Origin of the sequence: Pseudomonas sp. GD04058, from assembly GCF_029836855.1 — a bacterium.
In the GTDB taxonomy this organism is placed as follows: Bacteria; Pseudomonadota; Gammaproteobacteria; order Pseudomonadales; family Pseudomonadaceae; genus Aquipseudomonas; species Aquipseudomonas bharatica.
This window is the reverse complement of record NZ_JAOECN010000003.1, coordinates 173,063-199,582: the sequence shown is the minus strand read 5'-3', so window position 1 is coordinate 199,582 and position 26,520 is coordinate 173,063. Positions and strand designations below refer to the sequence as shown.

Genomic DNA, 26,520 nt, shown 5'->3' with positions numbered 1-26,520 from the left:
GTTCAGTTGCCCTCTTTATCGGCAAGGATGCGGTATTCGGCACTGCGCGCGTGGGCGCTGAGGGACTCGCCGCGGGCCAGGACCGATGCGGTCTTGCCCAGTTCGGAAGCCCCCTGTTCGGAGCAGAAGATGATCGACGAACGCTTCTGGAAGTCGTAGACCCCCAGCGGCGAGGAGAACCGCGCGGTGCCGGAGGTCGGCAGCACGTGGTTCGGGCCGGCGCAGTAGTCACCCAGGGCTTCGCTGGTGTGGCGGCCCATGAAGATCGCACCGGCATGACGGATCTTCGGCAGCCAGGCCTGTGGGTCGGCGACCGACAGCTCCAGGTGCTCCGGCGCGATGCGGTTGGCCACTTCGATGGCCTGCTCCATGTCGCGAACCTGGATCAGTGCGCCACGCCCTTCCATGGAGGTGCGGATGATCCCGGCGCGGTCCATGGTCGGCAGCAGCTTGTCGATGCTGGCGGCGACACGCTCGAGGAAATCGGCGTCGGGGCTGACCAGGATCGACTGGGCGTCCTCGTCGTGCTCGGCCTGGGAGAACAGGTCCATGGCGATCCAGTCCGGGTCGGTCTGGCCATCACAGACCACGAGGATTTCCGACGGGCCGGCGATCATGTCGATACCGACCTGGCCGAACACATGGCGCTTGGCAGTGGCGACATAGATGTTGCCCGGACCGACCACCTTGTCCACCTGCGGGACGCTCTCGGTGCCATACGCCAGGGCCGCGACGGCCTGGGCTCCGCCAATGGTGAAGACGCGATCGACACCGGCGATGCAGGCCGCGGCAAGGACCAGTTCGTTGACCTCACCACGCGGGGTTGGTACCACCATCACCACCTCACTGACACCGGCGACCTTGGCCGGAATGGCGTTCATCAGCACGGAGGAAGGATACGACGCCTTGCCGCCCGGCACGTAAAGGCCGGCACGATCCAGCGGGGTGACTTTCTGGCCGAGAACGGTGCCGTCGGCCTCGGTGTAGCTCCAGGAATCCTGCTTCTGCCGCTCGTGGTACAGGCGCACGCGCTCGGCAGCCTTTTCCAGGGCCTGGCGCTGCTCCGCGGTGATGCGGGTCAGGGCCAGTTCCAGGCGCTCGCGGCCGAGGATCAGGTCATCGATGGATTTGGCGTCGACGCCATCGAAACGCTGGGTGAACTCCACCAGCGCTGCGTCGCCGCGCTCGCGCACGGCCTGGATGATGTCGAGGACCCGCTGGTTCACCGCGTCATCGGACACGCTTTCCCAGCTCAGCAGATGATCCAGATGTCGGGCGAAATCCGGGTCAGCGGCATTGAGTCGGCGAATTGCGGTGGACGTGGTCATAGCTAAGGCCTCGGTTATTTGGCGAATGCTCAGGCGCCCTGAAGCTACCAGACCATCCGCGCGGGCACCCGAGAAAATTGGCTATGACGCGGATAGACGGGCGCGACTAAAAGCCGCGCGCATGGTCAGCCGCGGTGTCGCGACTCCACGGCCTGGCGCAGGGTGTCGATCAGGCTCTGGATACGGGCGTGCTGCATCTTCATCGATGCCTTGTTGACCACCAGGCGGGAGCTGATGGTGGCGATGAGTTCCTGGGGCTCAAGACCGTTGGCCCGCAGTGTGTTGCCGGTATCGACGACGTCGATGATCTTGTCGGCGAGGTTGACCAGCGGCGCCAGCTCCATCGAGCCGTAGAGCTTGATGATATCGACCTGGCGGCCCTGCTCGGCGTAGTAGCGCTTGGCAACATTGACGAACTTGGTGGCGACGCGCAGGCGGCCCTTGGGCTCCGGGGCGCCGATGGCACCGGCGGTCATCAGCTTGCAGCGGGCGATGTTCAGGTCCAGCGGCTCGTACATGCCCTGGCCGCCGTATTCCATCAGCACATCCTTGCCGGCCACACCCAGATCGGCGGCACCATGCTCGACATAGGTCGGCACGTCGGTGGCCCGCACGATCAGCAGGCGCACGTCGTCCTGGGTCGTGGGGATGATCAGTTTGCGGCTCTTGTCCGGATTCTCGGTGGGCACGATGCCCGCTTCCGCCAGCAGCGGCAGGGTATCGTCGAGAATGCGGCCCTTGGACAGCGCGATGGTCAACATGAAACGTCGGTCCTTATGCGGCTTGAAGCCGCCGGCCCTGTACGAGCAACCGGCGGCGATCAGTTCGGTACGGCAGTGTCGGCGCGTCCCTGCGCCTGGTGCAGGCTAGCCCGGTACGCGACGGATCTTCGCGCCAAGCATCTGCAGTTTTTCCTCGATGCATTCGTAGCCGCGATCTATGTGGTAGATGCGGTCGATCAGGGTGTCGCCCTCGGCAACCAGTGCCGACAATACCAGGCTGGCAGAGGCCCGCAGGTCGGTGGCCATGACCGGGGCGCCTTTCAGGGCCTTGGTCCCGGTGACGATGGCAGTGTTGCCCTCGACCTGGATCTGCGCGCCCATGCGGTGCATTTCGTAGACGTGCATGAAGCGGTTTTCGAAGATCGTCTCGATCACCGCGCCAGTGCCTTCGGCAATCGCGTTGAGGGAAATGAACTGCGCCTGCATGTCGGTCGGGAACGCCGGGTACGGTGCGGTACGCAGGTTGACGGCCTTGGGCCGCTTGCCGTGCATGTCCAGTTCGATCCAGTCTTCGCCGGTGGTGATTTCCGCGCCGGCTTCCTTGAGCTTCTCGAGGACGGCTTCGAGGATGGTCGGATCGGTGTCCTTGACCTTGACGCGACCGCCGGTAACGGCAGCGGCGACCAGGTAGGTGCCGGTCTCGATACGGTCGGGCATGACACGGTAGGTCGCCGAACCCAGGCGCTCGACGCCATCGATGGTGATGGTGTCGGTACCGGCACCCTGGATCTTCGCGCCCATGGCGATCAGGAAGTTGGCCAGGTCGACCACCTCCGGCTCGCGCGCGGCGTTCTGCAGGACGCTGCGACCCTTGGCCAGGGCAGCAGCCATCATGATGTTCTCGGTACCGGTCACGCTGACGGTATCGAAGAAGAAGTGCGCACCGCGCAGGCCACCTTCAGGCGCCTTGGCCTTGATGTAGCCGCCTTCCACTTCGATCTTCGCGCCCATGGCCTCGAGGCCGCGGATGTGCAGGTCGACCGGACGCGAACCGATGGCGCAACCACCAGGCAGGGCCACTTCGGCCTCGCCGAAACGGGCGACCATCGGGCCCAGCACCAGGATCGAGGCGCGCATGGTCTTGACCAGCTCGTACGGCGCGACCAGGGTCTTGATGGTGCGTGGATCGATCTCCACCGAGAGTTTCTCGTCGATCACCGGCTCGATGCCCATGCGCCCGAACAGCTCGATCATGGTGGTGATGTCGTGCAGGTGCGGCAGGTTGCCAACGGTGACCGGGCCATCGCACAGCAAAGTGGCCGACAGAATCGGCAGGGCCGCGTTCTTCGCGCCGGAGATACGGATCTCGCCGTCGAGACGAGCGCCGCCAGTAATAATCAGTTTGTCCATTTGAACTCTCGCCGCCACAGGTGGCTCAGGTGCGCTCAGCCCAGGCTGCGCTGCTGAAAAATTTCATGGTGACCGCGTGGATGCGGCCATCGGTGATCCACGGATTAAGGTGAGCGTAGATCTGCTGCTGACGCTTGACCGGGCTCAGGGCCGCGATTTCGTCGCTGATCACGTTCAACTGGAAGTTGCAGCCTTCGCCTTCAACTTCGACCCGGGTTCCCGGCAACTTTTCTTCAAGGAAGTTCTTAACTTCTACGGCCTGCATGCTCAACCTCAATCGGCGCCCTGTGCGCGCGGGTCGGCCATCATACAAAAAAGCCCCTCGCCTGCGAACCCCGTTGACGAGGACTCTGACAGAGGGGCTTCGTTTCGCTTACTCGATCACTGCAATGCCAGGATGTCGTCCAGGCCATAGACTTCCGCGATTTCCCGCATGCCGTGGGGCATGCCGCGGATTGCGCAGTGTTTACCGACGGCTTGGGCGTCACGGATAAAGCCCAGCAGCAAGGACAGGCCGACGCTGCTGGACTGTTCCACCGCGGTGCAATCGAGCACCAGCGCCTCGGCCTTGCTCGATGCAATCAGCGCGGCGCCCTGCTTGCGCAGGTCCGGACCGGAGCGATAGTCGAGAATGCCGGCCAGGCTCAGCACTCCCGGCTCGGCCAACTGCACGCTGCCAAGGCTCATTGCGCCTGCTTCTCCGCCGCATCCTCGGTGACCGCCTTGGCCTTGGCGACTTCGCCGGCCCAGTTGTCGATGGTCTTGTCGAGGTCGTTGCCGTTGCGCTGCATGGCGTCGGCGAACTGGTCACGGAACAGCTTGCCGATGTTGATGCCGTTGACGATCACGTTGCGCACCTTCCACTCGCCATTGAGCTTCTGCAAGGTGTACTGCACCGGATAGACAGCACCATTGGTGCCGGTGACCTTCATGCCGACGCTGGCGCGATCGCCATCCTCGGCCTTGGCCGGATCCACCACGATACCCTGGTTGTTGTACTCCAGCAGGGCGTTGCCATAGAACTGCATCAGGCTGCGCTTGAAGTTTTCCTGGAAGCGCTGCATCTGCGCCGGGCTGGCCTGACGCGAGTATTTCACGGTCATGATGCTCTTCGAGATGCCGTCGGCATCCACGACCGGACCGAGGATGTTGTTCAGCGCATCGTAGAACTGGCCAGGATTGGCCTTGTACTGCTCCTTGTTGGCCTTGAGGTCGTTGAGCAACTGGGTGGTGGTGCCCTGAATCACGTCATGGGCCGATTGACCCGGTGCCGCCAGTGCCAGCATGGGCAGGGCCGCCAGCAACACCAGCAGGCCGCGTCGCAGGATGGAAATCATGGAAACTCCTTATTTAGCTTCTTTGCCTACGGTATTGAGCAGGAACTTGCCAATCAGATCTTCCAGGACCAGCGCCGACTGCGTGTCATGGATCACGCCGCCATCCTTGAGCACGGAATCTTCCCCGCCGACGCTGATGCCGATGTACTTCTCGCCGAGCAACCCGGCGGTCAGGATCGATGCAGTGGAGTCGACCGGGAGGTTGTCCACGCTCTTGTCCAGTTGCAGGGTCACCCGACCGGTATAGGTATCGCGGTCCAGATCGATGGCCGTGACCTTGCCGATGGTCACACCGGCCATGGTCACTTTTGCTCTGACCGTCAAACCGGCGATATTGTCGAAATTCGCATAAAGTTTATAGGTATCGCTGCCAGGGCTGGCGGACAGGCCACTGACACGCAGGGCCAGCAGGATCAGCGCCAGGATCCCGGCCAGAAGGAACAGGCCGACACCGATTTCCAGGGTGCGGTTTTGCATCAGAAATCTCCAAACATCAGGGCGGTCAGAATAAAGTCCAGGCCAAGGACTGCCAGCGAGGCATAGACCACGGTTCTGGTGGTGGCCCGACTGATCCCCTCTGAGGTGGGCTCGCAGTCATAGCCTTGAAAAACGGCAATCCAGGTGACGACGAAGGCAAACACAACGCTCTTGATCACGCCGTTGAGCACGTCATCGGTAAACGACACGCTGTTCTGCATGTTCGCCCAGAATGAGCCTTCATAGACCCCCAGCCAGTCCACCGCGACCCACGAGCCGCCCCAGATGCCCACCACGCTGAAGATCATCGCCAGCAGCGGCAGGGAAATGAAGCCGGCCCACAGGCGCGGGGCGACGATGTACTTGAGCGGGTCGACACCGATCATTTCCAGGCTGGAAAGCTGCTCGGTGGACTTCATGTTGCCGATCTCGGCGGTCAGCGCGGAACCGGCACGCCCGGCGAACAACAGCGCGGTGACTACCGGCCCCAGTTCGCGCAGCAGGGTCAGGGCGACCATCTGCCCCACCGCCTGCTCCGAACCGTACTTGGTCAGGATGCTGAACCCCTGCAGGGCCAGGACCATGCCGATGAACATGCCGGATACGACGATGATCGCCAGCGACAGCACGCCTACCGAATAGAGCTGGCGCACCAGCAGCTGGAAACCGCCGCCGATACCGCCGCGCCCGACCAGCGCGTGCAACAGGAACAGGCAGGAGCGCCCCATGACCGCGACCACGTCGATGGCCGAACGGCCGAAACGGCGGATACGTTCAAGCAAGGATTTTCTGCGCATCTAACGCTTCCCCAACAGATCGGCGCGGTAGTCAGGCGCAGGAAAATGGAAAGGCACCGGTCCGTCCGGGTCGCCCTTCATGAATTGGCGGATGCGTGGGTTGTCCGAGTCCATCAGCTCTGCCGGGGTACCCTGGCCAAGCACCTGGCCGTCGCCCACCACATAAATGTAGTCGGCGATGCTGGCGGTTTCCGCCAAGTCATGGGAAACCACGATGCTGGTGATGCCAAGCGCATCGTTGAGCAGGCGGATCAGGCGTACCAGGACGCCCATGGCGATCGGGTCCTGGCCGACGAAAGGCTCGTCGTACATGAGGATCTGCGGATCCAGGGCGATCGCCCGGGCCAGCGCCACGCGGCGCTTCATGCCACCGGAGAGCTCGTCGGGCATCAGTTCGATGGCGCCGCGCAGGCCGACCGCCTGCAGCTTCATCAGAACGATGTCGCGAATCATCTCCTCGGAAAGCCGGGTGTGGACGCGCAACGGAAACGCCACGTTCTCGAACACGTCGAGGTCGGTAAACAGCGCGCCGCTCTGGAAGAGCACGCCCATCTGCTTGCGCGCGTCGAACAGATCGCTGCGCGACAGGGTCGGCAGGTTCTGCCCGGCCACCCACACTTCACCGCTGGCCGGTCGCAGCTGGGCGCCCATCAGGCGCAGCAGCGTGGTCTTGCCACAGCCGGAAGGCCCCATGATGCCGGTGACCTTGCCCTTGGGAATGCGTATGTCGACATTATTGAAGATGCTGCGCGAGCCGCGCTTGAAGGTCACGCCCTTCAACTCGACCGCGTAGGCGTTATCAACGCTCATCTAGACTCCTTGCGATGCAGCCTTGAGCTCAGACGCACGGCCCCTTCGTGGAGACACGCAATAATCGAGCAGGCCGAACTGGTGGCGAACTATAGCACCGCTGGCAAGGCCTTCCCAAGGCCATCGCGCTGCCTGTTCAGGCCCGGTACAGGCATTTTCGTGCCATCGCCAAAGGGAACCGCGATGGCACAAATCGCTCAAACGGACAGCCTGCGACCAATCCGCAGGTGAGGCTTTCGCGCATTACCGCTATAATCGCGCCCCTTTCATCAGGCAACCCGATTTCCGACATGAGCCAATCCACCGACCTGATCCAATCCGCGCAGCGCACCATCCGCCTCGAGATCGAGGCGGTGCAGGGCTTGCTCGCCCATATCGACGCCGATTTCGTCAAGGCGTGCGAACTGATCCTGGGCAGCAAGGGCCGCGTTGTCGTGGTGGGCATGGGCAAATCCGGGCATATCGGCAACAAGATTGCCGCAACGCTCGCCAGCACCGGGACCCCGGCGTTCTTCGTCCATCCTGCCGAGGCCAGCCACGGTGACATGGGCATGATCACCCGGGACGACATCATCCTGGCACTGTCCAACTCCGGCTCCACCGCCGAAATCGTCACCCTGCTGCCGTTGATCAAGCGCCTCGGCATCAAGCTCGTCAGCCTGACCGGCAACCCCGACTCGCCCCTGGCCAAAGCCGCCGAGGTCAACCTCGATGCCAGGGTCGCCCAGGAAGCCTGCCCGCTGAACCTGGCACCGACCTCCTCGACCACCGCCGCGCTGGTGCTGGGCGACGCCCTGGCCATCGCCCTGCTCGAGGCACGCGGCTTCACCGCCGAAGACTTCGCCTTCTCCCACCCCGGTGGCGCCTTGGGTCGCCGCCTGCTGCTCAAGGTCGAGAACGTGATGCATGCTGGCGACGAGCTGCCGCAGGTCAACCGCGGCACGCTGCTCAAGGACGCCCTGCTGGAAATGTCGCGCAAGGGCCTGGGCATGACCGTGGTGGTCGAGGCCGACGGCAGCCTGGCCGGGATCTTCACCGATGGCGACCTGCGCCGCAGCCTCGACCGCAATATCGATGTGCACAAGACCCTGATCGAAGAGGTCATGACCGTCCATGGCAAGACTGCCCGCGCCGAAATGCTCGCCGCCGAGGCCCTGAAGATCATGGAAGACCACAAGATCAGTGCGCTGGTCGTCGTCGACAAGACCGACCGTCCGGTCGGGGCGTTGAACATGCACGACTTGCTGCGCGCCGGAGTGATGTGATGAATACCCTGTTGCAACGCGGCAAAGCCATCAAGCTGGCGGTTTTCGATGTGGACGGCGTGCTGACCGACGGCCGCCTGTACTTCCTCGAGGACGGCAGCGAGTTCAAGACCTTTAACACCCTCGACGGGCAAGGCATCAAGATGCTGATGAACTCGGGCGTGACCACCGCGATAATCAGCGGTCGCAAGACGCCCGTGGTCGAGCGCCGGGCGAAGAACCTCGGCATCCCGCACCTGTACCAGGGCCGCGAGGACAAGCTGGTGGTACTGGACGAGCTTCTCGCCCAGCTCGGCCTAAGCTATGAAGAGGTCGCCTACCTGGGCGACGACCTGCCAGACCTGCCGGTGATTCGCCGGGTCGGCCTCGGCATGGCGGTGGCCAACGCGGCAGCGTTCGTCCGCCAGCACGCCCACGGCGTGACCCAGGCCCGCGGCGGTGAAGGTGCAGCCCGCGAATTCTGCGAGCTGATCCTGCAAGCCCAGGGCAACCTTGAAGCGGCAAACGCCCACTACCTGTAGAGCACGCCATGTTCAGCAAGAAGATTCGCAACATTGCGCTGTTCGGCGTGATCGCCCTGGTGTTCGGGGCGATCGGCTACTGGAACATCGTGCCCGAGCGCTTCCTTGACCAGCCAGCGGCTCAGGTCGATGAAAGCGCCATCGACTACTATGCGATCAATGCCCACAGTGTGCAGTTCCTGCCTGACGGCAAGCTGCAATACGAAATGACCGCGGACAAGGTCGAGCACCTCAAGGCCAGCGAAGTCACCCTGCTGACCAAGCCCGACCTGCAGATGTACCGCGGAACCACCTTCCCCTGGCACGTGCAGAGCGAGCGCGGCGAGGTCAACCCCGACGGAACCGAGGTGGAGCTGATCGATTCGGTACGGGTCGCCCGCACCGACGAGAAGGATCGCACCACCATCATCACTTCCAGCCGCATGACGGTATTCCCGCAGAAGCAATATGCGCAAACCGAGCAAGACGTTAGAATCGACGGCGCCGGTGGCGTGACTACGGGCAAGGGAATGAAAGCGTATTTGAAAGACGGCAGGATGGACCTGCTGTCCAACGTAAGAGGACAGTATGAGGCTCGTTAAAACCCTCCCCTATTTGCTCAGCCTGAGCGCGGCACTGGGAAGCGCGAGCGCCTTGGCCCTGCCGAATGATCGCGAACAGCCCGTGCGCATCCAGGCCGACAGCGCCCAGATGGATGACAAGAACAAGGTCGCGACCTACACCGGCGACGTCATCATCACCCAGGGCTCGATGATGATCAAAGGCCATACGGTAACCGTCACCCTGAACCAGGCCGGCGATATCGACACCGCGACCTCGGTGGGCAACCTGGCCTACTTCGAGCAGCAGCAGGACGCCTCCAAGCCGGACAAGATGCAGGGTTACGCCAAGCAGATCCAGTACCAGGCGGGCAAGGACCTGATCGTCCTTACCGACCAAGCCAAGGTGATCAACGCCGGCAACACCACCGAGGGCGAGAAGATCGTCTACAACTCCAAGACTCAGGTCGCCACGGCCGGTCGCGGCGGCAAGGACATCAAGACCCCGCGCAATCGCATCGACATGGTGATCCAGCCGAAGAAGAAGGCCGAGTAATGGCAACCCTCAAAGCCCAGCACCTGGCCAAGAGCTACAAGAGCCGGCAAGTCGTGCGCGATGTCAGCCTGTCCATCGACAGCGGCCAGATCGTCGGCCTGCTCGGCCCGAACGGCGCCGGCAAGACCACCTGCTTCTACATGATCGTCGGCCTGGTCCAGGCCGACCAGGGCCGCGTGCTGATCGACGACCTGGACGTCAGCCACCAGCCCATGCACGGCCGCGCCCGCGCCGGCATCGGCTACCTGCCCCAGGAAGCCTCGATCTTCCGCAAGCTGTCGGTGGCCAACAACATCATGGCGATCCTGGAAACCCGCAAGGACCTCGATAGCGACGGCCGGCGCAAGGAGCTGGAAAGCCTGCTGCAGGAATTCCACATCAGCCATATTCGCGACAACCTCGGCATGAGCCTGTCCGGCGGTGAACGCCGCCGGGTGGAAATCGCCCGGGCCCTGGCCACCGCACCGAAGTTCATCCTGCTCGACGAACCCTTCGCCGGCGTGGACCCGATCTCGGTCGGCGACATCAAGCAGATCATCCATCACCTCAAGGCCAAGGGTATCGGTGTGCTGATCACCGACCACAACGTCCGCGAGACCCTGGACATCTGCGAAACCGCGTACATCGTCAACGACGGCCAGTTGATCGCCGAAGGCGATGCGCAAACCATCCTCGCCAACCAATTGGTGAAAGAGGTGTACCTCGGCCACGAGTTCCGTCTGTAGGTCGACAATTCGGAATGACCCGAGCGCTGGCATTAAGCCATTATTCCGGGCTTAATTGTTACAGCGCTCTAGGCAAACGCTACAATTTCAGGCATATAACTTGCTTAAAATTGGCGCCCAGCGCCCGTGTCGTAGATGGCGCATGCGCGCCGGCGAATAAGGTGTAAAGCCCCAGCCATGAAACCATCGCTCGTCCTAAGAATGGGCCAGCAACTGACGATGACCCCGCAGTTGCAACAGGCCATCCGTCTGCTCCAGCTCTCCACGCTGGACCTGCAGCAGGAAATCCAGGAAGCCCTGGAGTCCAATCCGATGCTCGAACGCCAGGAAGACGGCGACGACTTCGACAACAGCGACCCCATGGCCGACAACGCCGAGAGCAAGCCCGTCGCGGAGTCTCAGGAGAGCAGCTTCGAACAATCCACAGCCACTGCGGAGAACCTCGAAGAAGGCGAATGGAACGAGCGGATCCCCAACGAACTGCCTGTCGATACCGCCTGGGAAGACATTTACCAGACCAGCGCCAGCAGCCTGCCCAGCAATGATGACGACGAGTGGGACTTCACTACCCGCACCTCGGCCGGCGAGAGCCTGCAAAGCCACCTGCTCTGGCAGCTCAACCTGGCACCGATGTCGGACACCGACCGCTTGATCGCCGTCACCCTGATCGACTGCATCAACAACCAGGGCTACCTCGACGAGACCCTGGAGGAAATCTGCGACTCCTTCGACCCTGAGCTGGATATCGAGCTGGACGAAGTCGAAGCCGTCCTGCACCGCATCCAGCAGTTCGAGCCTGCGGGCATCGGTGCGCGCAACCTGGGCGAGTGCCTGTTGCTGCAACTGCGCCAGCTGCCCGCCAGCACGCCGTGGATGAACGAAGCCCAGCGCCTGGTCAGCGACTACATCGACCTTCTCGGCAGCCGCGACTACAGCCAGCTCATGCGCCGCATGAAGCTCAAGGAAGACGAGCTGCGCCAGGTCATCGAGCTGGTACAGAGCCTGAACCCGCGCCCCGGCTCGCAGATCGAGTCCAGCGAGCCGGAATACGTGGTGCCCGATGTCATCGTGCGCAAGGACAACGAACGCTGGCTGGTCGAACTGAACCAGGAAGCGGTGCCGCGCCTGCGGGTCAACCCGCAATATGCCGGCTTCGTCCGCCGTGCGGACACCAGTGCCGACAACACCTTCATGCGCAACCAGTTGCAGGAGGCGCGCTGGTTCATCAAGAGCCTGCAGAGCCGCAACGAGACCCTGATGAAGGTAGCGACCCAGATCGTCGAGCATCAGCGCGGCTTCCTCGACCATGGCGACGAGGCCATGAAGCCGCTGGTGCTGCATGACATCGCCGAGGCGGTGGGCATGCACGAGTCGACCATTTCCCGCGTCACCACGCAGAAATACATGCACACCCCTCGCGGCATCTACGAGTTGAAGTACTTCTTCTCCAGCCACGTCAGTACCTCCGAAGGGGGTGAATGCTCCTCCACCGCCATCCGCGCGATCATCAAGAAACTGGTTGCTGCGGAAAATCAGAAAAAGCCATTGAGTGACAGCAAGATCGCTGGTTTACTGGAGGCACAAGGCATCCAGGTAGCACGTCGCACCGTCGCCAAGTACCGCGAATCCCTTGGCATTGCGCCATCGAGTGAACGCAAGCGATTGATGTGACATTCCCTGAGATGTGCCATCGCAATTCAGTGGCAGGCGCAACACCTGCCTCTTTATGCACGGCAATAAAGGAGAAGCAGTATGCAAGTCAACATCAGTGGACAACATGTAGAAGTTACTCCACCGCTTCGTGACTATGTCGAGCAGAAGCTCAAGCGCCTGGAGGGTCATTACGACCGCATCACCAACGTTCAGGTCATCATGAAGGTCGAGAAAATCCAGCAGAAAGTGGAAGCGACCTTGCAGATCCCTGGTGGCGAGGTGGTAGCGAACGCAGAGCACGAAGACATGTATGCCGCAATCGACCTCCTGACCGACAAGCTCGACCGCCAACTGAAAAAACACAAGGAAAAACAGCAAAGCCTGCTGCAAGGCGCAGCGGCCCGCTGATCCCACTCATCCATGATCCGACTTGAATCCATCCTGACCCCCGGCCGTTCCCTGGTGAACGTGCCGGGTGGCAGTAAAAAGCGCGTACTTGAACAGATCGCCAACCTGATCGGGACGGATGTTCCCGGACTGGACCGACAGGAAGTGTTCGAAAGCCTGATTGCCCGCGAGAAGCTGGGCTCCACAGGCTTCGGCAACGGGATCGCGATTCCTCACTGCCGGCTCAAGGGCTGCGCCAGTCCGGTCAGCGCCTTGCTGCACCTGGATGCCCCCATCGATTTCGACGCCATCGACGGCGCCCCGGTAGACCTGCTGTTCGTCCTGCTGGTCCCGGAAGCCGCCACCGATGCGCACCTGGAGCTGCTGCGCCAGATTGCCAGCATGCTTGATCGCAAGGAAATTCGTGACAGGCTGCGCGCCGCCGACAGCAGCACCGCCCTGTACCAGGTTGTCCTGGACGGGCAGAACGAGTCCTGAGCATGCGCCTGGTCATCGTCAGCGGCCGTTCCGGATCGGGCAAGAGCACCGCCCTCGATGTCCTGGAAGACAACGGCTTCTACTGCATCGACAACCTCCCCGCCGGCCTGCTGCCGCAACTGGCGGAAAGCGCGCTGCTCAACACCGAACTGCTGCAACCGCGGGTTGCGGTATCGATCGATGCCCGCAACCTGCCCAGCCACCTTACACGCTTCCCCGAATTGCTGGAGGAAGCGAGGTCCCGGCATATCCAATGCGATGTGCTTTACCTGGACGCCGATGAGGACACCCTGCTCAAGCGCTTCTCCGAAACCCGGCGGCGTCACCCGCTTACCAACCAGGACCGTTCGCTGGCCGAAGCGATACGGGTTGAAAGCGAACTGCTGGGCCCCATCGCCGACCTGGCGGACCTGAAAATCGATACCACCAACCTGAACCTCTATCAGTTGCGTGACTCGATCAAGCTGCGCCTGCTGAACCAGCCTGAGCCCGGTACCGCCTTCCTGATCGAGTCCTTCGGATTCAAACGCGGCATGCCGGTGGATGCCGATGTGGTATTCGACGTGCGCTGCCTGCCGAATCCGTACTGGAAACCGGAACTGCGCGAGCATTCCGGCCTGGAGGAGCCCGTCATCGATTACCTGGCGGCACAACCGGATGTGGAAGAGATGTTCCAGGACATATCGTCCTACCTGCTGAAATGGTTGCCACGCTTCGCCGCCAGCAACCGCGCCTACGTCACCGTTGCCATCGGCTGCACCGGAGGTCACCATCGCTCGGTCTACCTGACCGAGCGCCTGGGCCAGTTGCTGCAACCCATATTGAAGAACGTCCAGGTCCGCCACCGCGACCTCTAGTCCACAGGATCCCTCCCGCGATGCCCGCCATTGAAATCGAGATCATCAACAAGCTGGGGCTGCATGCCCGTGCTGCCGCCAAATTCGTCGGCGTGGCCGGCAAGTTTCCCTGCACGGTCAAGGTCGGGCGCGCGCCGGACAAGCTGGTGGACGGCAAGAGCATCATGGCGGTGATGATGCTGGCGGCGGGCAAGGGCACCACGGTGCACCTGTCTGCGGAAGGGGAACAGGACAATGAAGCGATCCAGGCGCTGGTGGAATTGATCAACAATCGCTTTGATGAAGGCGAGTGAAGTCGCCACCCAGCCCCGAAAAGCCCGCCATTTGGCGGGCTTTTTCATTCGGGCTGATGGTTTCGGGACTGCTTCGCAGTCCATCGCAGACAAGCCAGCTCTCATAGAACAAAACATAACTCTTTGATTTACAGGGACCTTGTGGGAGCGGGTTCACCCGCGATTGCAGCAGTGAATTCACCATAGCAATCGCGGGTGAACCCGCTCCCACAGGGTAAGCGTCGTGCTTTGGAACTGTTCTCTGCGCGACAGCGCAGCCTGAAAGGCTGGGCGGACTCCCACAGGGTTAGTCGCAGCCTTTATCAAGACAGCGCGGTATCCATCACCATCATCAGGCAGAACCCGACGCACAGCCCCAGGCTGGCCAACCGATGGTGCCCGTTGGCCCGCGATTCGGGAATGATTTCCTGAGTCACCACCAGCAACATCGCCCCGGCCGCAAAGGCCAGCCCCAGCGGCAACAGCAGCTCGGCCACATTGACCAGCCAGGCACACACCAAGGCCGCCGCAGGCTCCACCAGTCCGGACGCCGCGCCGATCAGGAACGCCTTGAAACGCGCCATCCCGGCGCCGGCCAACACCAGCGCGATCACCAACCCTTCCGGTACGTCCTGCAAGGCGATGCCCATCGCCAGGCTGTCCGCATCCGGCATGCCACCGCCGGCAGACACACCGATGGCCATGCCTTCCGGAATGTTGTGGGCGATGATGGCGATGACGAAGATCCAGATCCGCGCCGGTATCACCGGTTGGGTTCCGCACGCCACCAGCGCCTCGGGCGAAGCGCTGGAGACCTGGCGATCCACCAGGTACAGGCACAACGCGCCGGATAACAGGCCGAAGCTGACCAGACCACCCGCGCCCCACTTGCCGAAGCCGACGGCCTGGGCGGCATCCAGCCCCGGGATGATCAGCGAGAACGCCGTCGCCGCCAGCATGACGCCAGCACCAAAGCCCAATAGGGTGTCCGCCAGCGCCACCGGCATGCTGCGGATCACCAGCACCGGTACCGCACCAAGCGCGGTACCAAGCGCACAAAGCGCCCCGCCCTCCAGTGCCCGCATCATCCGCGGCTCCAGGTCCAGCCAGGCGATTCCTTGGGCCACCAGCAAGGCCGTACCCACCAGCAGCAACAGGGTGCCCAGCGCCAGGCGGAACAAACGCACGCTGCTTACGGACAAGACATCCGAGCGCATTCGCTTGTCACTCACGCCACGGCGGCAAGGTAGCGCCGCTCGACTTCGGCCCAGTCGACCACGTTGTAGAACGCGTTGATGTATTCCGGACGGCGGTTCTGGTACAGCAGGTAGTAGGCGTGCTCCCAGACGTCCAGGCCAAGGATCGGCGTGTTGCCGTGCATCAGCGGGCTGTCCTGGTTGCCGCTGCTTTCCACCACGACGTGCTTCTCCGACGTCACGCTCAGCCAGGCCCAGCCGCTGCCGAAGCGGGTAAGCGCGGCCTTGGTGAAGGCGTCCTTGAAGGCTTCGAACCCGCCCAGTTGCTCGTCGATGGCCTTGGCAACCGCGCCGTGTGGCACACCGCCGCCGTTCGGCGACATAACGGTCCAGAACAAGGTGTGGTTGGCGTGGCCACCGCCCTGGTTGATAACCGCGGCCTGGAGGCCCTGCGGCAGTTGCTTGACCGCCGCCACCAGCTTCTCCACTGGCCATTCGGCCCATTCGGTGCCATCGAGGGCGGCATTGAGGTTGTTGATGTAGGTCTGGTGATGCTTGGTATGGTGGATCTGCATGGTCTGGGTATCGATATGCGGTTCCAGCGCGTCGTAGGCGTAGGGCAATGCAGGCAAGGCATGTGGCATCAGTGGATTCCTTGTCGGATGGCTTGGGAAATCACGGGGTCGCGACCGGCCAGCACACCGGGCTGTGGCTCCTGCCGGTACAGCAGGCGCTCGGTACGCGGGTATTGGCCGTACTCGCTGATGAAGCTCAGCAGTTCGGTGTAGGTCTTGCCGCTGTGGCGCAAGGCAGCCTGGCGCAACGGCTCGGGCAGACGCGGATCCTGGCTGGCCGCGAGCAGGCGTTGATGGATCGCACAAAGGTACTCGGCGCTTTCCTGGGGCTGCTTCAGGCGCAGATGAAGGTCCGCCAGGTTGTGATGGGATATCACGCAGGCGGCGACCGCTTCGTCGGCGTCCTGCCAGCGCTCGAACAGCACCTGGGCCAAGGCCAGGGCCTGCAGGTACAGCTCACGGGCATCGACCAGATCCCCCTGATTGAACAGGCGGTTGGCAATCTCGGTGGTACGTTTCCAGTGCTGCATAGCGAACCTCCAAAGCGGTTGTCGGCGGTTTCAGATTCCGCCGGCGGTGAGCTTCTCCGGATCCAGCAGGACTTCCAGCCGGGTACGCGACAGCTCGGTATGTTCCAGCGCCACATCGATGATCGGGCGGCCCTGCTTGTAGGCGGTCTTGGCGATCTCGGCAGCCTTCTGGTAACCGATGATCGGGTTCAACGCGGTCACCAGGATCGGGTTGCGCGCCAGCGCTTCCTTGAGCTTCGGCTCGTTGACCTTGAAGCTGGCGATGGCCTTGTCGGCCAGCAGGCGGCTGGCATTGGCCATCAGCTCGATGCTTTCCAGCAGGTTGCGGGCAATGACCGGCAGCATCACGTTCAGCTCGAAGTTGCCCGACTGGCCGGCAACGGTGATGGTCGCGTCGTTGCCGATGACCTGGGCAGCGACCATCGCCGTGGCTTCCGGAATCACCGGATTGACCTTGCCCGGCATGATCGAGGAGCCCGGCTGCAGCCCTTCCAGCTCGATTTCCCCAAGGCCGGCCAGTGGGCCGGAGTTCATCCAGCGCAGGTCGTTGGCGATTTTCATCAACGCCACGGCGGTGGCCTTGAGCTGGCCGGAGACGGCAACCGCAGTGTCCTGGGAGCCGATCAGGGCAAACAGGTTATCGCCCGGCACGAAGTCGACGCGGGTCAGTTCACTCAACTGCCTGGAGAACAGCACGGAAAACTGTGGATGGGCGTTGATCCCCGTGCCCACCGCCGTGCCACCCTGGGCCAGGGCCTGGAGGGCCGGCAGGGTGTCCTGCAGGTGACCGATACTGGCCTTGATCTGCTGCGCCCAGCCAGCCAGCACCTGGCTCATGCGCACGGGCATGGCATCCATCAGATGGGTACGGCCGGTCTTGACGAACGCGTGGACCTGCACCGCCTTGGCCTCGATGACCCCGACCAGATGCTGCAGCGCCGGCAGCAGTTGCTCATGCAGGGCCAGCGCGGCACTGACGTGAATGGTGGTGGGGATGATGTCGTTGCTGCTCTGCCCGCAATTGACGTGGTCGTTCGGGTTGACCTGGTCGCCGGCGATGCGGCTGGCGAGGGTGGCGATCACCTCGTTGGCGTTCATGTTCGAGCTGGTGCCGGAGCCGGTCTGGAACACATCCACCGGGAAGTGCTGCATGAAGTCGCCAGCCAGCAGTTGCTCCACCGCAGCGACTATGGCCTCACCCTGGGCCTGGGTGATCTGTTCCAGCTGGACGTTGGCCCGGGCTGCCGCGGCCTTGGCCAACAGCAGCGCACGGATGAACTGGGCCGGCATGCGTTGCCGGCTGATCGGGAAGTTGTCGACCGCACGCTGGGTCTGGGCGCCATACAGGGCCTCGGCCGGCACCTGCAACTCGCCCATGCTGTCACGCTCGATACGGGTATTACTCATCATCAAGTCCTTGCATCAGTTCAAAGGATGAAATCGAAGGCAACAGCGTGCAGTTCGCCAGTTGCAAGGCCAGCGGCTGCCAGCGCTGGCCGTGCTCGCCGCCGTCGAGCTTGCGCAGTTGCAGCAGCGGTCGCCAGGCCTGGTCCAGGCACAGGCAGCGCCAGTGCCACGGCAGCATGCGATCGCAGGCGGTATCGAGCAGAACACGGAACGACGTCAGGGCGACGCCCCAGGCCGAGGTGTCCGTACAGCAGACCAGGTAGCGCCCTTCGGCCAGGTAATGCTCGATCAGGCGCGGCTCGTCGGGCTCCAGCGCGCAGCGGATGCGCAGGCTCAGCCAGCGCCAGTTATCGAGGTAGGGCAGTTCGCGAAGGACGGATTTCATGGCAGGAATATCATCGCCGAGATAATGATATTCATTATTAATTGATAAATAGAATCAGTACAACCCCGTTGTGACACCAACGAAAAAGCCCGGCGCAAGGGCCGGGCTTTTAGGCGAAACAGACGAAGCGCCGTTTAGCTACCGGCTACGGTCATCCGCTCGATCAGGATCGAGCCGGTGTGGATGTTGCTGCGGGTTTCAAGATCACTGCCAATGGCTACGATCTGCTGGAACATGTCTTTCATATTCCCGGCGATCGTGACTTCCTGGACAGCGAACTGGATCTCGCCGTTTTCCACCCAATAGCCTGCCGCACCGCGGGAATAATCGCCGGTCACCATGTTCAGGCCGTGCCCCATCAGTTCGGTGACCAGCAAGCCACGCCCCATCCGGCGGATCAGCGCCGCCTGGTCCTCGACACCATGGGAAACGAACAGGTTGTGCACGCCACCAGCATTCGCGGTGCTTGGCAGGCCGAGCTTGCGCCCCGAGTAGGTGCCCAGGACATAGGAAACCAACTGGCCATTCTCGACGAACGGCTTGGCATAGGTCGCCAGGCCATCGCCATCGAATGCAGCACTGCCCAGTGCCCGGGGCAAATGGGGACGCTCGTCGAGGGTCAGCCAGCTCGGGAACAGGCGCTGGCCGATGGTGCCTTCGAGGAACGACGATTTGCGGTACAGGTTGCCGCCGGAAATCGCCGACAGGAAGCTGCCGAACAATCCGCCGGCCAGCTCCGCCGAGAACAGCACGGGCACCTCGCAGGTCGGCACCGGCCTTGCGCCGAGGCGACTGGCGGCACGCTGCGCGGCGCGAATGCCAATGGCCTTGGGATCGGCCAGCAACTCGCCCTGGCGATTCACGTCGTACCAGTAATCACGCTGCATCTGTCCGTCGCCTTCGGCGATCATCACGCAGCTCAGGCTGTGCCGGGTCGACGCGTAGCCACCGATGAAACCGTTGCTGTTGCCGTAGACCCGGCAACCTTGATGGGTGTTCAAGGTAGTACCGTCGGCATTCTTGATCCGCGGATCGGCATCGAAAGCCGCCGCTTCGCAGACCAGCGCTTTCTCGATGGCCTGTTCCGGGGTGATATCCCAGGCGTGGTACAGATCGAAATCCGGCAGGTCGCGGGCCATCAGCGCCGGATCGGCCAACCCGGCGCAATCGTCCTCGGAGGTGTGTTTGGCAATCGCCAGGGCCGCCGCGACGGTTTCCCGAATGGCGTCGCTGCCGCTGGCCGAAGTGCTGGCCGAGCCCTTGCGCTGGCCAACGTAGAGGGTGATGCCGAAGCCCTGGTCACGGTTGAACTCCACCGTTTCCACTTCGCGCTGGCGCACCGAGGTCGACAAGCCCTGCTCCAGCGACACCGCCACCTCGCAGGCGCTGGCGCCCTGGCGTTTCGCCTCGGCGATGATCTGCTCGACCTGCTCCTGCAAGGCCGGCAGGGCTTGCGGACCTACGCTCTGGACTGCACTCATGGTTTTCTCCACTCAAATACGGCGTTCGGCGAGGGTCATCGAGCGACCGGGCCGGACAAGCGGCCCCCGACTGGTTATCATGGCGGCGTTTCTCAGCGGACTGCCCCCATGGTTGATTCTTACGATGCCTTCGACGAAGGCGAAAAAAGCAAATCCCAGATCAAGCGCGAACTCCAGGCGCTGGTCGATATGGGCGAGCGCCTTACCACGCTCAAGCCCGATACCCTGGCCAAACTGCCTCTGACCGACGAGCTGCGCAAAGCACTCGAAGAACACAAGAAGCACACGGCCAACGAGGCCAAGCGCCGTCACCGTTCGTTCATCGGCAAGCTGATGCGCGACCAGGACCTCGACGCCATCAACGCCCTGCTCGACCAGCTGGACGCGTCTTCGCGCCAGTACAACGAGCGCTTCCACAACCTCGAACGCTGGCGTGACCGGCTGATCGGCGGCACCGACGACGTCCTGGAAAAATTCGTCCAGGAGTACCCGGAAGCCGATCGCCAGCAACTGCGCTCGTTGATCCGTCAGGCCCAGCACGAGGCCAAGACCAACAAGCCGCCAACCGCAGCGCGCAAGATCTTCAAGTACATTCGCGACCTCGACGAGAGCCAGCGCGGCCTGCGCTGATTCACGCTACCGGGCAGGCACCCTGCCCGCCCGGTGTCCCGCTCATGCGCCCGTGCCACCCACGGTGATCGCATCGATCTTCAGGGTCGGCTGGCCCACGCCAACCGGCACCGACTGCCCATCCTTGCCACAGGTCCCCACGCCGCTGTCCAGGCTCAGGTCGTTGCCGACCATGGAAACCCGGCTCATGGCTTCCGGACCATTGCCGATCAGGGTGGCGCCCTTGACCGGGGCGGTGATCCTGCCGTCTTCGATCAGGTACGCCTCGCTGGTGGAGAAGACGAACTTGCCACTGGTGATATCCACCTGGCCGCCACCAAGGTTGGCGCAGTACAGGCCGCGCTTGACCGAAGCGATGATTTCCGCCGGATCGCTCTCGCCCGCCCGCATGTAGGTGTTGGTCATGCGCGGCATCGGCAGATGCGCGTAGGACTCGCGGCGCCCGTTGCCGGTGACGGCCATGCCCATCAGGCGCGCGTTGAGCTTGTCCTGCATGTAGCCGACCAGCTTGCCGTTCTCGATCAGGGTGGTGCATTCGGTCGGCGTACCCTCGTCATCGACGCTCAGGGAGCCGCGACGATCCTTCAGGGTACCGTCATCGACGATGGTGCACAGGCTCGACGCAACCTTCTCGCCGATGCGCCCGCTATACGCCGAACTGCCCTTGCGATTGAAGTCGCCCTCAAGGCCATGGCCGACCGCTTCGTGCAGCAGCACGCCGGACCAACCCGGCCCCAGCACCACCGGCAAGGTGCCTGCCGGAGCCGGCAGCGCTTCCAGGTTGACCAGCGCCTGGCGCAGCGCCTCGCGGGCAAAGCCCATGACCCGGTCTTCGGTGAAATAGCGATAGTCGGTGCGTCCGCCGCCGCCATGGCCACCGCGTTCGCGGCGACCATTCTGTTCAACGATCACGCTGACGTTGAAGCGCACCAACGGCCGGACGTCGGCCGCCAGGCTGCCATCGGCAGCGGCGATCAGGATGCGCTCCCAGACCCCGGCCATGCTCACGCTGACCTGCTGGATCCGCGGATCGAGCGCGCGGGTGGCAGCATCGACACGCTTGAGCAGGGCGACCTTTTCCGCCCGGCTGATGACTTCCAGCGGGTTGTCCGCCGCGTACAGGGGCGTGATCGCCTGGCTGCGGAAAGCCTGCACCGTGCCGTTCTGCCCGGCCCGGGAAATCGAGCGGGCCGCCTGGGCAGCGGCGCTCAGGGCTTCGAGACTGATGGCATTGCTGTAGGCGAAGCCGGTCTTCTCGCCGGACTGGGCACGCACACCCACGCCCTGGTCAAGATTGAAGCTGCCTTCCTTGACGATGCCGTCTTCCAGCGCCCAGGACTCCGAGATCTGGCCCTGGAAATACAGGTCAGCCGCGTCGATGCCCGGCCCGGCCAGCTCGCCCAGCACGCTCTGCAGGCTGTCGAGGGTCAGGTCGCCGGGGGCCAGCAGTTGCTCGCTGACGCTTGTTAACAACTCGCTCATAGTCACTCCGAGGTGTGCGCAGGCCGCAATGCGTCCTGCGAGAAAAAGCGCCGGTGCGAGACCACCGGCATCCGCGCCCGTATGGACGCCTGTTCTGCGCTGTCGCGCGTGGCCAGGAGCACCGCTTCGCCGCGGGCCTGCTGCGCGAGGATCCGCCCCCAGGGGTCGACGATCGCCGCCTGGCCGTGGGTTTCACGCGGTCCCGGGTGCATTCCACCCTGGGCCGCAGCCAGCACATAGCACTGGGTCTCGATGGCGCGCGCACGGATCAGCACTTCCCAGTGCGCAGCGCCGGTCACCGCGGTAAAGGCCGCCGGCGCCGTGATCAGTTCCACCCCGGCCTCGCGCAGTGCGCTGTACAGCTCGGGAAAGCGCAGGTCGTAGCAGACCGTGAGGCCCAGCTTGCCCACCGGGGTATCGGCCACCACCACATTGGCGCCATGGGCATAATCGTCCGACTCGCGATAGCGGCCGCGGTTGTCGGCCACGTCCACGTCGAACAGGTGCAATTTGTCGTAGCGGGCGACCAGCTCGCCGTGCTCGTCTACCAGCAGGGAGCAGGCATGGGCTTTGGCCTCGGGCCGGTCGACGGGCGGCAGCGGCAAGGTGCCCGCTACTATCCACAATCTGAGGTCGCGGGCCGTGCGTTTCAACCAGGGCAGGATCGGCCCTTCGCCACGGGCTTCGGCCAGGCCGATGGCGGCACTGTCGCGGCGGCCCATGGCAGCGAAGTTTTCCGGAAGTACCGCAAGCCGTGCGCCTTGCCCTGCTGCCTGTTCGAGCAGTGCCCGGGCGCGGGCCAGGTTGGCGGCGATATCGTCCTGGCTGATCATCTGGATGACGGCAAAGGTCATGGCCACGCTCTACCTTGATTTATCAAAGGGTTTCACGAAGGTAATCTTAGGCTCTTTCACCGGGCCTTCGACCCGATAGTTGACACTGGCATAGCGAGCCACCCGGTCGCCCAGCAGCTTGTCCACCAGGAACAGGGCGCCGCCGACGGCAGGCGCACCAACGATCAGCGCCGCCAATGGCAGGTTGTTGGTCACCGGCAGGGTGACCATCAGGTTGGCGGCGATCCGGTCGCGAACCATGTCCAGGGTGCCTTCCAGTTCGAAGTTGCTCGACGGGCCGGTGAGCGTGATCGGCTCGCGGGTTACATAGACCCCTTCGCTGGCCACCAGCAGGCCCTTGACCCGATCGTAGCTCAGCCCCTTGCCCAGCAGGTCGGAGAAGTCCAGGCGCAGGCGGCGACCGATCGAGTTGAAGTTGAGCAGCCCGAACACCCTCAGCGCCTGGGCACTGCCGTCCACCTCGACGATCTGCCCGTCGCGCAGCGAAGCGTCCATGCTTCCGGAGAAGCGCTTGAGGCTGATCCAGGCCGGCGAACCTTGCCAGCGGCCATCGACGTCCATATGGAAATCGCGGCTGGTCACGGTCGGCGCAAAGTTCCAGGCCTTGAGCACATCGGCGAGGTTACCGCCCTCGACGCGCCCCTTGTACCAACTGCTGCTGGCGCCGGGGGTACCTTCCCAGGCGGCGGAACCGTTGATCGCCAGGCCCTTGAGATTCAGGTCCAGGTCATTGAATGCCACACCCTGCGCGGTGGGTCGCGATTTGAGGGACACACTGCCCATCAGGTCGTCGCCACGGAACAGTTTGTCGATGCTCAGGTTCACCGCAGGAACCTTGCGAGGATCGCTCGACGCCAGTGGATCCGGGGCATCCGGCTCGGCTTCGACCGCGGGGTCGGCAGCAGGCAGGCGCAAGGTCGGCAGTTGGACCACGATGGGCGCCGCCTTGGCGTCGGGAATCCGCGCATTGCCGATCACTTCCCGGCTATCCAGGCGCAATCCCCAACTGTCGCTGCTGCGATCAAGGCGTACTACCGCCTGGTTCAGTTCGAAGTCGTAGGCCTTGATCTTGCCCACGCTCAATTCAACGCTCCGCAGGATCTGCCGGGCACTGCCCCCCGGATCGTCGCCGGTGTAGCTACCGGCCTTGCTCTGCCAATCGTCGAGGTTCACCTCGGCAATCCGGCCACGCACGCGCAAGCCCGGGCTGGTCGGCAACTGCGCGGCCCCTGCGCCGAGCAGCAATTCGCCGCGCACCTGTTCGGCCTTGCCTGCCGGAGCGGCCATGGCCAGGCTGGCCAGATCGACATAGCTCGCGTCGATACGCCGCTCGGTGCCTCCCAGGTTCATGCGGAACTGGCTGCTGCGGGTGTCGCTGGCTGCCTTGCCGAAGGGCGCGGGCAGGTCGATGGCCAGGCCCTTGAGGCTGGAATCGACCACTAGCTGGTTATCCCGCCCCAGGGACACCTGCAATTGGTACGGCAACTCCCCGGAAACCGGCAACGGTTGGGTGAACTGCAGCCAGTCGGTCAAGGACTTCAGGGCAATCTGGCCCTTGGCAACGATCCGGGTCTGCAACTGCCCGGGCTTGCCTTCGGCGAAAATCTCGGCGGTCACCGGCTTGCCGAACGCCACGGTGCTGATGTTCTTGCCACTCAGGCCCTGGCCCAGGTCGAAACGGAAGTCCCCTTTCAGTTGACTCAGCTCCAGGACCGGCTCACTGATTTTCAGGCGCGACTGTTCGGCATGGAAGTCCACTACTACCTTGGGCTCGATACCGTGGGCCAGCGGGATATCCAGCTTCAGCGAGCCGGTCAGGCCGCCCTCGCCTTCCCAGCCGGCGAAGGTGGGGCCGGTGCCGATCGGCGCTTGCTGAAGAATCGTCACGCCGTCGGCCAGGGTGCCGTCGAACTTGCCATCGACCAGCAGATGACTGTGCTCGCCGGCCGGAACATGGGGGATGTCCACCAACACGTCGCTCACCCGGGTATCGAGTATCTGTCCGGTACTGGCCTTGATCCGCACGCCGTGGTCGTCGATGAACACATCGCCGTCCACCTTGCTCAGTTGCGGCCAGCCCGGCTGGAAGTCCAGGGCCGCATCGCGCACCTTGAAGAACAGGCTGATGCTGCGGGCATGATCCGGCGCGCCATGGTTCAGCGACCCTTGGTACTGGAAATACCCCTCGTCTACCGTTCCCTTGAGAATCGCCGTGCGCAACCAGTGATCGACCTCGGGGCTGAGCACCTCGGGCAGGTACTTGCCGGTGTAGCGGCCGTCCCCCTCGACCAGGCCGACCCGCAGGTCCATGTAGTCTTCGTGCCCCGGTTGCAGATGCAGGCGGATCAGGAAGTCGCCGGCGATCTTGCCTTCCTCCCCCAGCACCTTGAGATAGGGCGCGACCAGGGTGAAGGTTTCCTTGTCCAGCTTCCAGGTCAGCAGGGCGTTGGCCTTCAGGTAATGCCAGGGATCGGCGAAGATCGGCGCCAGGTGCAGCATGAACTTGTCGGTATCCAGGCGCAGCTCGCCATGCCCCAGGTCACCGCTGATGCTGCCGCTGACGTTCCCCGCCGCCGGAGCGCCGTGATAGGCATCGAAGCCGACGCGGTCGAGGTTGGCGGCGAAGCTGAATCTGCGGTCACCCTCGACCTGCGGCCGCACTTCGAGCAGGACGTTGCGCAGCCCACCGGTGACCTTGAGGCCATCGACCACCGCCATGGCCTGTTTCGGCAGCGGGCCGAGGGCCTGGATCACCGGTGTCACAGGCGTCAGGTCGACACGGTCGGCCTGGATCTTCCACAACTCGCCCTCGTCACCGGCCATCGACTGACTGATGCGGACGCGGGATTCCCAGCGTGTCTCACCCAGATTCATGGCCAACGAGTCGATGCTCAGTTGAATGCCTTCGTCATCCCGCCGCAGCCATGCATTGAGCGCCAGGTTGTCGAGCTTCACCGGCTTGCGTTCGGCGTAGGCGGCCTGTACTTGCGGGGCATTCAGGCGCACCGTGGCGCTTTGCACCGTGCCCTTGCCCCAGTCGAGCCAGACTTCGCCGCCTGCACGCAGCTGTGGCAGTTGCCATTGGCCCAGCAGGCGGGCCGGCAGCCATTTGGCCCAGTCGCTCTGCGGCAGGCTGGCGTAGGCCTCGACCTCGGCCTCGCGCCACTGCGCCGGGCGAATCCGGCTTTTCAGACTCAGCGCCACGGGCTGGCCGTCGGGCAGGGTCAGCCGCGCGTCCAGGCGCTGGCGCACGCTGCCGGTCTGCAAGCTGAGGCCGACATAGGTCAGGGTCATGGGATCGTGATCGAAGGGTTCCAGGGTGATCTGGCTGTCCAGCAGCGAAACCCGGGAGACCATCTGCATGCGCCGCAGCGCCTGCTCGACGTCCAGTGGCTGGTCGTCGTCCTGCACCGGCAGGCCCTTGAGGGTCCACTTGCCGCTTTCGTCTTCGTGCAGGTTGAGTTGTAGCCCACCCAGCTCCACCCGGGCCAGGCGCACATCCCGCGCCATCAGGCTGGCCCACAGGTCGGGGACGACCTTGACTGCGTCCAGGCGCAAGGCCGAAGCGCCCTCGCCGACCTGCACGTCGCGAACCACCAGGATCGGCGCCAGCCCGCTCCAACGCCCCTCCAGCTCACCGACATGCACGGGCAGGCCGAGGCTTGCCGCGGCCTTGTCCTCGACGTCGGTACGGTACTCGGCGACCAGTGGAACCAGCTCGCGCCCGAGGCTGACATACAGGGCCACCAGCACCGCGACCAATGCGCAGGCGCCCAGCCCCCAGCGAACCAGGGCAGCCAGAACGCGGATCAGACGCTCCATAGCT

The 26,520-nt window shown here is 63.5% G+C and carries 29 protein-coding genes; 11 read left to right on the top strand and 18 right to left on the bottom strand.

The window, feature by feature from the left end:
• Positions 1–2: 2 nt before the first annotated feature.
• From hisD to N7650_RS04350, 9 genes are all read right to left on the bottom strand, one after another.
• On the bottom strand, positions 3–1,328 hold the full coding sequence (gene hisD, locus N7650_RS04390; protein WP_009398243.1) for a histidinol dehydrogenase: 1,326 nt from the start codon (positions 1,326–1,328) through the stop codon (positions 3–5).
• A gap of 125 nt (positions 1,329–1,453) precedes the next feature.
• Entirely contained in the window at positions 1,454–2,089 is a 636-nt protein-coding gene (gene hisG / locus N7650_RS04385) for an ATP phosphoribosyltransferase (RefSeq protein ID WP_009398242.1), read from the bottom strand.
• 105 nt (positions 2,090–2,194) lie between these two features.
• Entirely contained in the window at positions 2,195–3,460 is a 1,266-nt protein-coding gene (murA, locus tag N7650_RS04380) for a UDP-N-acetylglucosamine 1-carboxyvinyltransferase (RefSeq protein ID WP_009398241.1), read from the bottom strand.
• A gap of 25 nt (positions 3,461–3,485) precedes the next feature.
• Positions 3,486–3,725, bottom strand: coding sequence for a BolA family protein (locus N7650_RS04375; protein WP_009398240.1), 240 nt, complete (start codon positions 3,723–3,725; stop codon positions 3,486–3,488).
• A 116-nt stretch (positions 3,726–3,841) separates the two neighbouring features.
• Positions 3,842–4,147 (bottom strand): STAS domain-containing protein, encoded by a 306-nt coding sequence (locus N7650_RS04370; protein WP_009398239.1) that lies wholly within the window; start codon positions 4,145–4,147, stop codon positions 3,842–3,844.
• Entirely contained in the window at positions 4,144–4,797 is a 654-nt protein-coding gene (locus N7650_RS04365) for an ABC transporter substrate-binding protein (RefSeq protein WP_009398237.1), read from the bottom strand. The genes N7650_RS04370 and N7650_RS04365 overlap by 4 nt, the downstream gene beginning before the upstream one ends.
• A gap of 9 nt (positions 4,798–4,806) precedes the next feature.
• Complete coding sequence (gene mlaD, locus N7650_RS04360; protein ID WP_009398235.1) at positions 4,807–5,274, bottom strand: outer membrane lipid asymmetry maintenance protein MlaD; 468 nt, start codon at positions 5,272–5,274, stop codon at positions 4,807–4,809.
• The gene (gene mlaE / locus N7650_RS04355) at positions 5,274–6,071 is read right to left on the bottom strand and encodes a lipid asymmetry maintenance ABC transporter permease subunit MlaE (RefSeq protein WP_009398233.1); all 798 of its coding nucleotides are present in this window, start codon (positions 6,069–6,071) and stop codon (positions 5,274–5,276) included. The genes mlaD and mlaE overlap by 1 nt, the downstream gene beginning before the upstream one ends.
• The gene (locus N7650_RS04350) at positions 6,072–6,881 is read right to left on the bottom strand and encodes an ATP-binding cassette domain-containing protein (protein WP_009398231.1); all 810 of its coding nucleotides are present in this window, start codon (positions 6,879–6,881) and stop codon (positions 6,072–6,074) included.
• Between the two features lie 290 nt (positions 6,882–7,171).
• Between N7650_RS04350 and N7650_RS04345 the strand changes: the two genes are divergently transcribed.
• The 10 genes from N7650_RS04345 (at position 7,172) to N7650_RS04300 (ending at position 14,175) form a co-directional block, all read left to right on the top strand.
• Positions 7,172–8,146, top strand: a complete 975-nt coding sequence (locus tag N7650_RS04345) for a KpsF/GutQ family sugar-phosphate isomerase (protein ID WP_064301632.1) — start codon at positions 7,172–7,174, stop codon at positions 8,144–8,146.
• Positions 8,146–8,667: an HAD family hydrolase gene (locus N7650_RS04340; RefSeq protein ID WP_009398228.1), complete on the top strand. Its 522-nt coding sequence runs from the start codon at positions 8,146–8,148 to the stop codon at positions 8,665–8,667. The genes N7650_RS04345 and N7650_RS04340 overlap by 1 nt, the downstream gene beginning before the upstream one ends.
• 8 nt (positions 8,668–8,675) lie before the next feature.
• Positions 8,676–9,248, top strand: a complete 573-nt coding sequence (gene lptC, locus N7650_RS04335; RefSeq protein WP_009398226.1) for an LPS export ABC transporter periplasmic protein LptC — start codon at positions 8,676–8,678, stop codon at positions 9,246–9,248.
• Positions 9,235–9,762, top strand: a complete 528-nt coding sequence (lptA, locus tag N7650_RS04330) for a lipopolysaccharide transport periplasmic protein LptA (protein WP_037059928.1) — start codon at positions 9,235–9,237, stop codon at positions 9,760–9,762. Before lptC ends, lptA begins: the two co-directional genes overlap by 14 nt.
• Positions 9,762–10,487, top strand: a complete 726-nt coding sequence (gene lptB, locus N7650_RS04325) for an LPS export ABC transporter ATP-binding protein (protein WP_009398222.1) — start codon at positions 9,762–9,764, stop codon at positions 10,485–10,487. The genes lptA and lptB overlap by 1 nt, the downstream gene beginning before the upstream one ends.
• A 177-nt stretch (positions 10,488–10,664) precedes the next feature.
• Positions 10,665–12,158 carry an RNA polymerase factor sigma-54 gene (locus N7650_RS04320; protein ID WP_009398220.1) on the top strand — a complete coding sequence of 498 codons (1,494 nt, stop codon included), beginning with the start codon at positions 10,665–10,667 and terminating at the stop codon, positions 12,156–12,158.
• An 81-nt stretch (positions 12,159–12,239) separates the two neighbouring features.
• On the top strand, positions 12,240–12,548 hold the full coding sequence (raiA, locus tag N7650_RS04315; RefSeq protein ID WP_009398218.1) for a ribosome-associated translation inhibitor RaiA: 309 nt from the start codon (positions 12,240–12,242) through the stop codon (positions 12,546–12,548).
• A gap of 12 nt (positions 12,549–12,560) precedes the next feature.
• Positions 12,561–13,025, top strand: coding sequence for a PTS IIA-like nitrogen regulatory protein PtsN (gene ptsN, locus N7650_RS04310; protein WP_009398216.1), 465 nt, complete (start codon positions 12,561–12,563; stop codon positions 13,023–13,025).
• A 2-nt stretch (positions 13,026–13,027) separates the two neighbouring features.
• Positions 13,028–13,882 carry an RNase adapter RapZ gene (rapZ, locus tag N7650_RS04305; protein ID WP_009398214.1) on the top strand — a complete coding sequence of 285 codons (855 nt, stop codon included), beginning with the start codon at positions 13,028–13,030 and terminating at the stop codon, positions 13,880–13,882.
• Between the two features lie 20 nt (positions 13,883–13,902).
• A complete protein-coding gene (locus N7650_RS04300) occupies positions 13,903–14,175 on the top strand; it encodes an HPr family phosphocarrier protein (RefSeq protein WP_009398212.1) in 273 nt (90 codons plus the stop codon).
• A 302-nt stretch (positions 14,176–14,477) separates the two neighbouring features.
• Here the strand turns inward: N7650_RS04300 and N7650_RS04295 are convergent, their stop codons facing one another.
• From N7650_RS04295 to pmbA, 6 genes are all read right to left on the bottom strand, one after another.
• Positions 14,478–15,371 carry a ZIP family metal transporter gene (locus N7650_RS04295; protein WP_279897201.1) on the bottom strand — a complete coding sequence of 298 codons (894 nt, stop codon included), beginning with the start codon at positions 15,369–15,371 and terminating at the stop codon, positions 14,478–14,480.
• Between the two features lie 11 nt (positions 15,372–15,382).
• A complete protein-coding gene (locus N7650_RS04290) occupies positions 15,383–15,994 on the bottom strand; it encodes a superoxide dismutase (protein ID WP_279897200.1) in 612 nt (203 codons plus the stop codon).
• Positions 15,994–16,455, bottom strand: coding sequence for a hypothetical protein (locus N7650_RS04285; protein ID WP_064301626.1), 462 nt, complete (start codon positions 16,453–16,455; stop codon positions 15,994–15,996). The genes N7650_RS04290 and N7650_RS04285 overlap by 1 nt, the downstream gene beginning before the upstream one ends.
• 30 nt (positions 16,456–16,485) lie before the next feature.
• Entirely contained in the window at positions 16,486–17,862 is a 1,377-nt protein-coding gene (locus tag N7650_RS04280) for a class II fumarate hydratase (RefSeq protein WP_279897199.1), read from the bottom strand.
• Entirely contained in the window at positions 17,855–18,247 is a 393-nt protein-coding gene (locus N7650_RS04275; RefSeq protein WP_009398202.1) for a hypothetical protein, read from the bottom strand. The genes N7650_RS04280 and N7650_RS04275 overlap by 8 nt, the downstream gene beginning before the upstream one ends.
• Before the next feature lie 134 nt (positions 18,248–18,381).
• Positions 18,382–19,728 (bottom strand): metalloprotease PmbA, encoded by a 1,347-nt coding sequence (pmbA, locus tag N7650_RS04270; protein ID WP_009398200.1) that lies wholly within the window; start codon positions 19,726–19,728, stop codon positions 18,382–18,384.
• Positions 19,729–19,836: 108 nt separating this feature from the next.
• Here pmbA and yjgA point away from each other — a divergent pair, with 108 nt between their 5' ends.
• Positions 19,837–20,358, top strand: a complete 522-nt coding sequence (yjgA, locus tag N7650_RS04265; RefSeq protein WP_009398198.1) for a ribosome biogenesis factor YjgA — start codon at positions 19,837–19,839, stop codon at positions 20,356–20,358.
• Between the two features lie 42 nt (positions 20,359–20,400).
• Here the strand turns inward: yjgA and tldD are convergent, their stop codons facing one another.
• From tldD to N7650_RS04250, 3 genes are read right to left on the bottom strand one after another with little or no spacing between them, the layout of a single operon-like run.
• A complete protein-coding gene (gene tldD, locus N7650_RS04260) occupies positions 20,401–21,840 on the bottom strand; it encodes a metalloprotease TldD (protein ID WP_009398196.1) in 1,440 nt (479 codons plus the stop codon).
• Between the two features lie 2 nt (positions 21,841–21,842).
• Positions 21,843–22,694 carry a carbon-nitrogen hydrolase family protein gene (locus N7650_RS04255; RefSeq protein ID WP_279897198.1) on the bottom strand — a complete coding sequence of 284 codons (852 nt, stop codon included), beginning with the start codon at positions 22,692–22,694 and terminating at the stop codon, positions 21,843–21,845.
• Between the two features lie 9 nt (positions 22,695–22,703).
• Positions 22,704–26,516: a YhdP family protein gene (locus tag N7650_RS04250; protein WP_279897197.1), complete on the bottom strand. Its 3,813-nt coding sequence runs from the start codon at positions 26,514–26,516 to the stop codon at positions 22,704–22,706.
• Positions 26,517–26,520 lie beyond the last annotated feature (4 nt).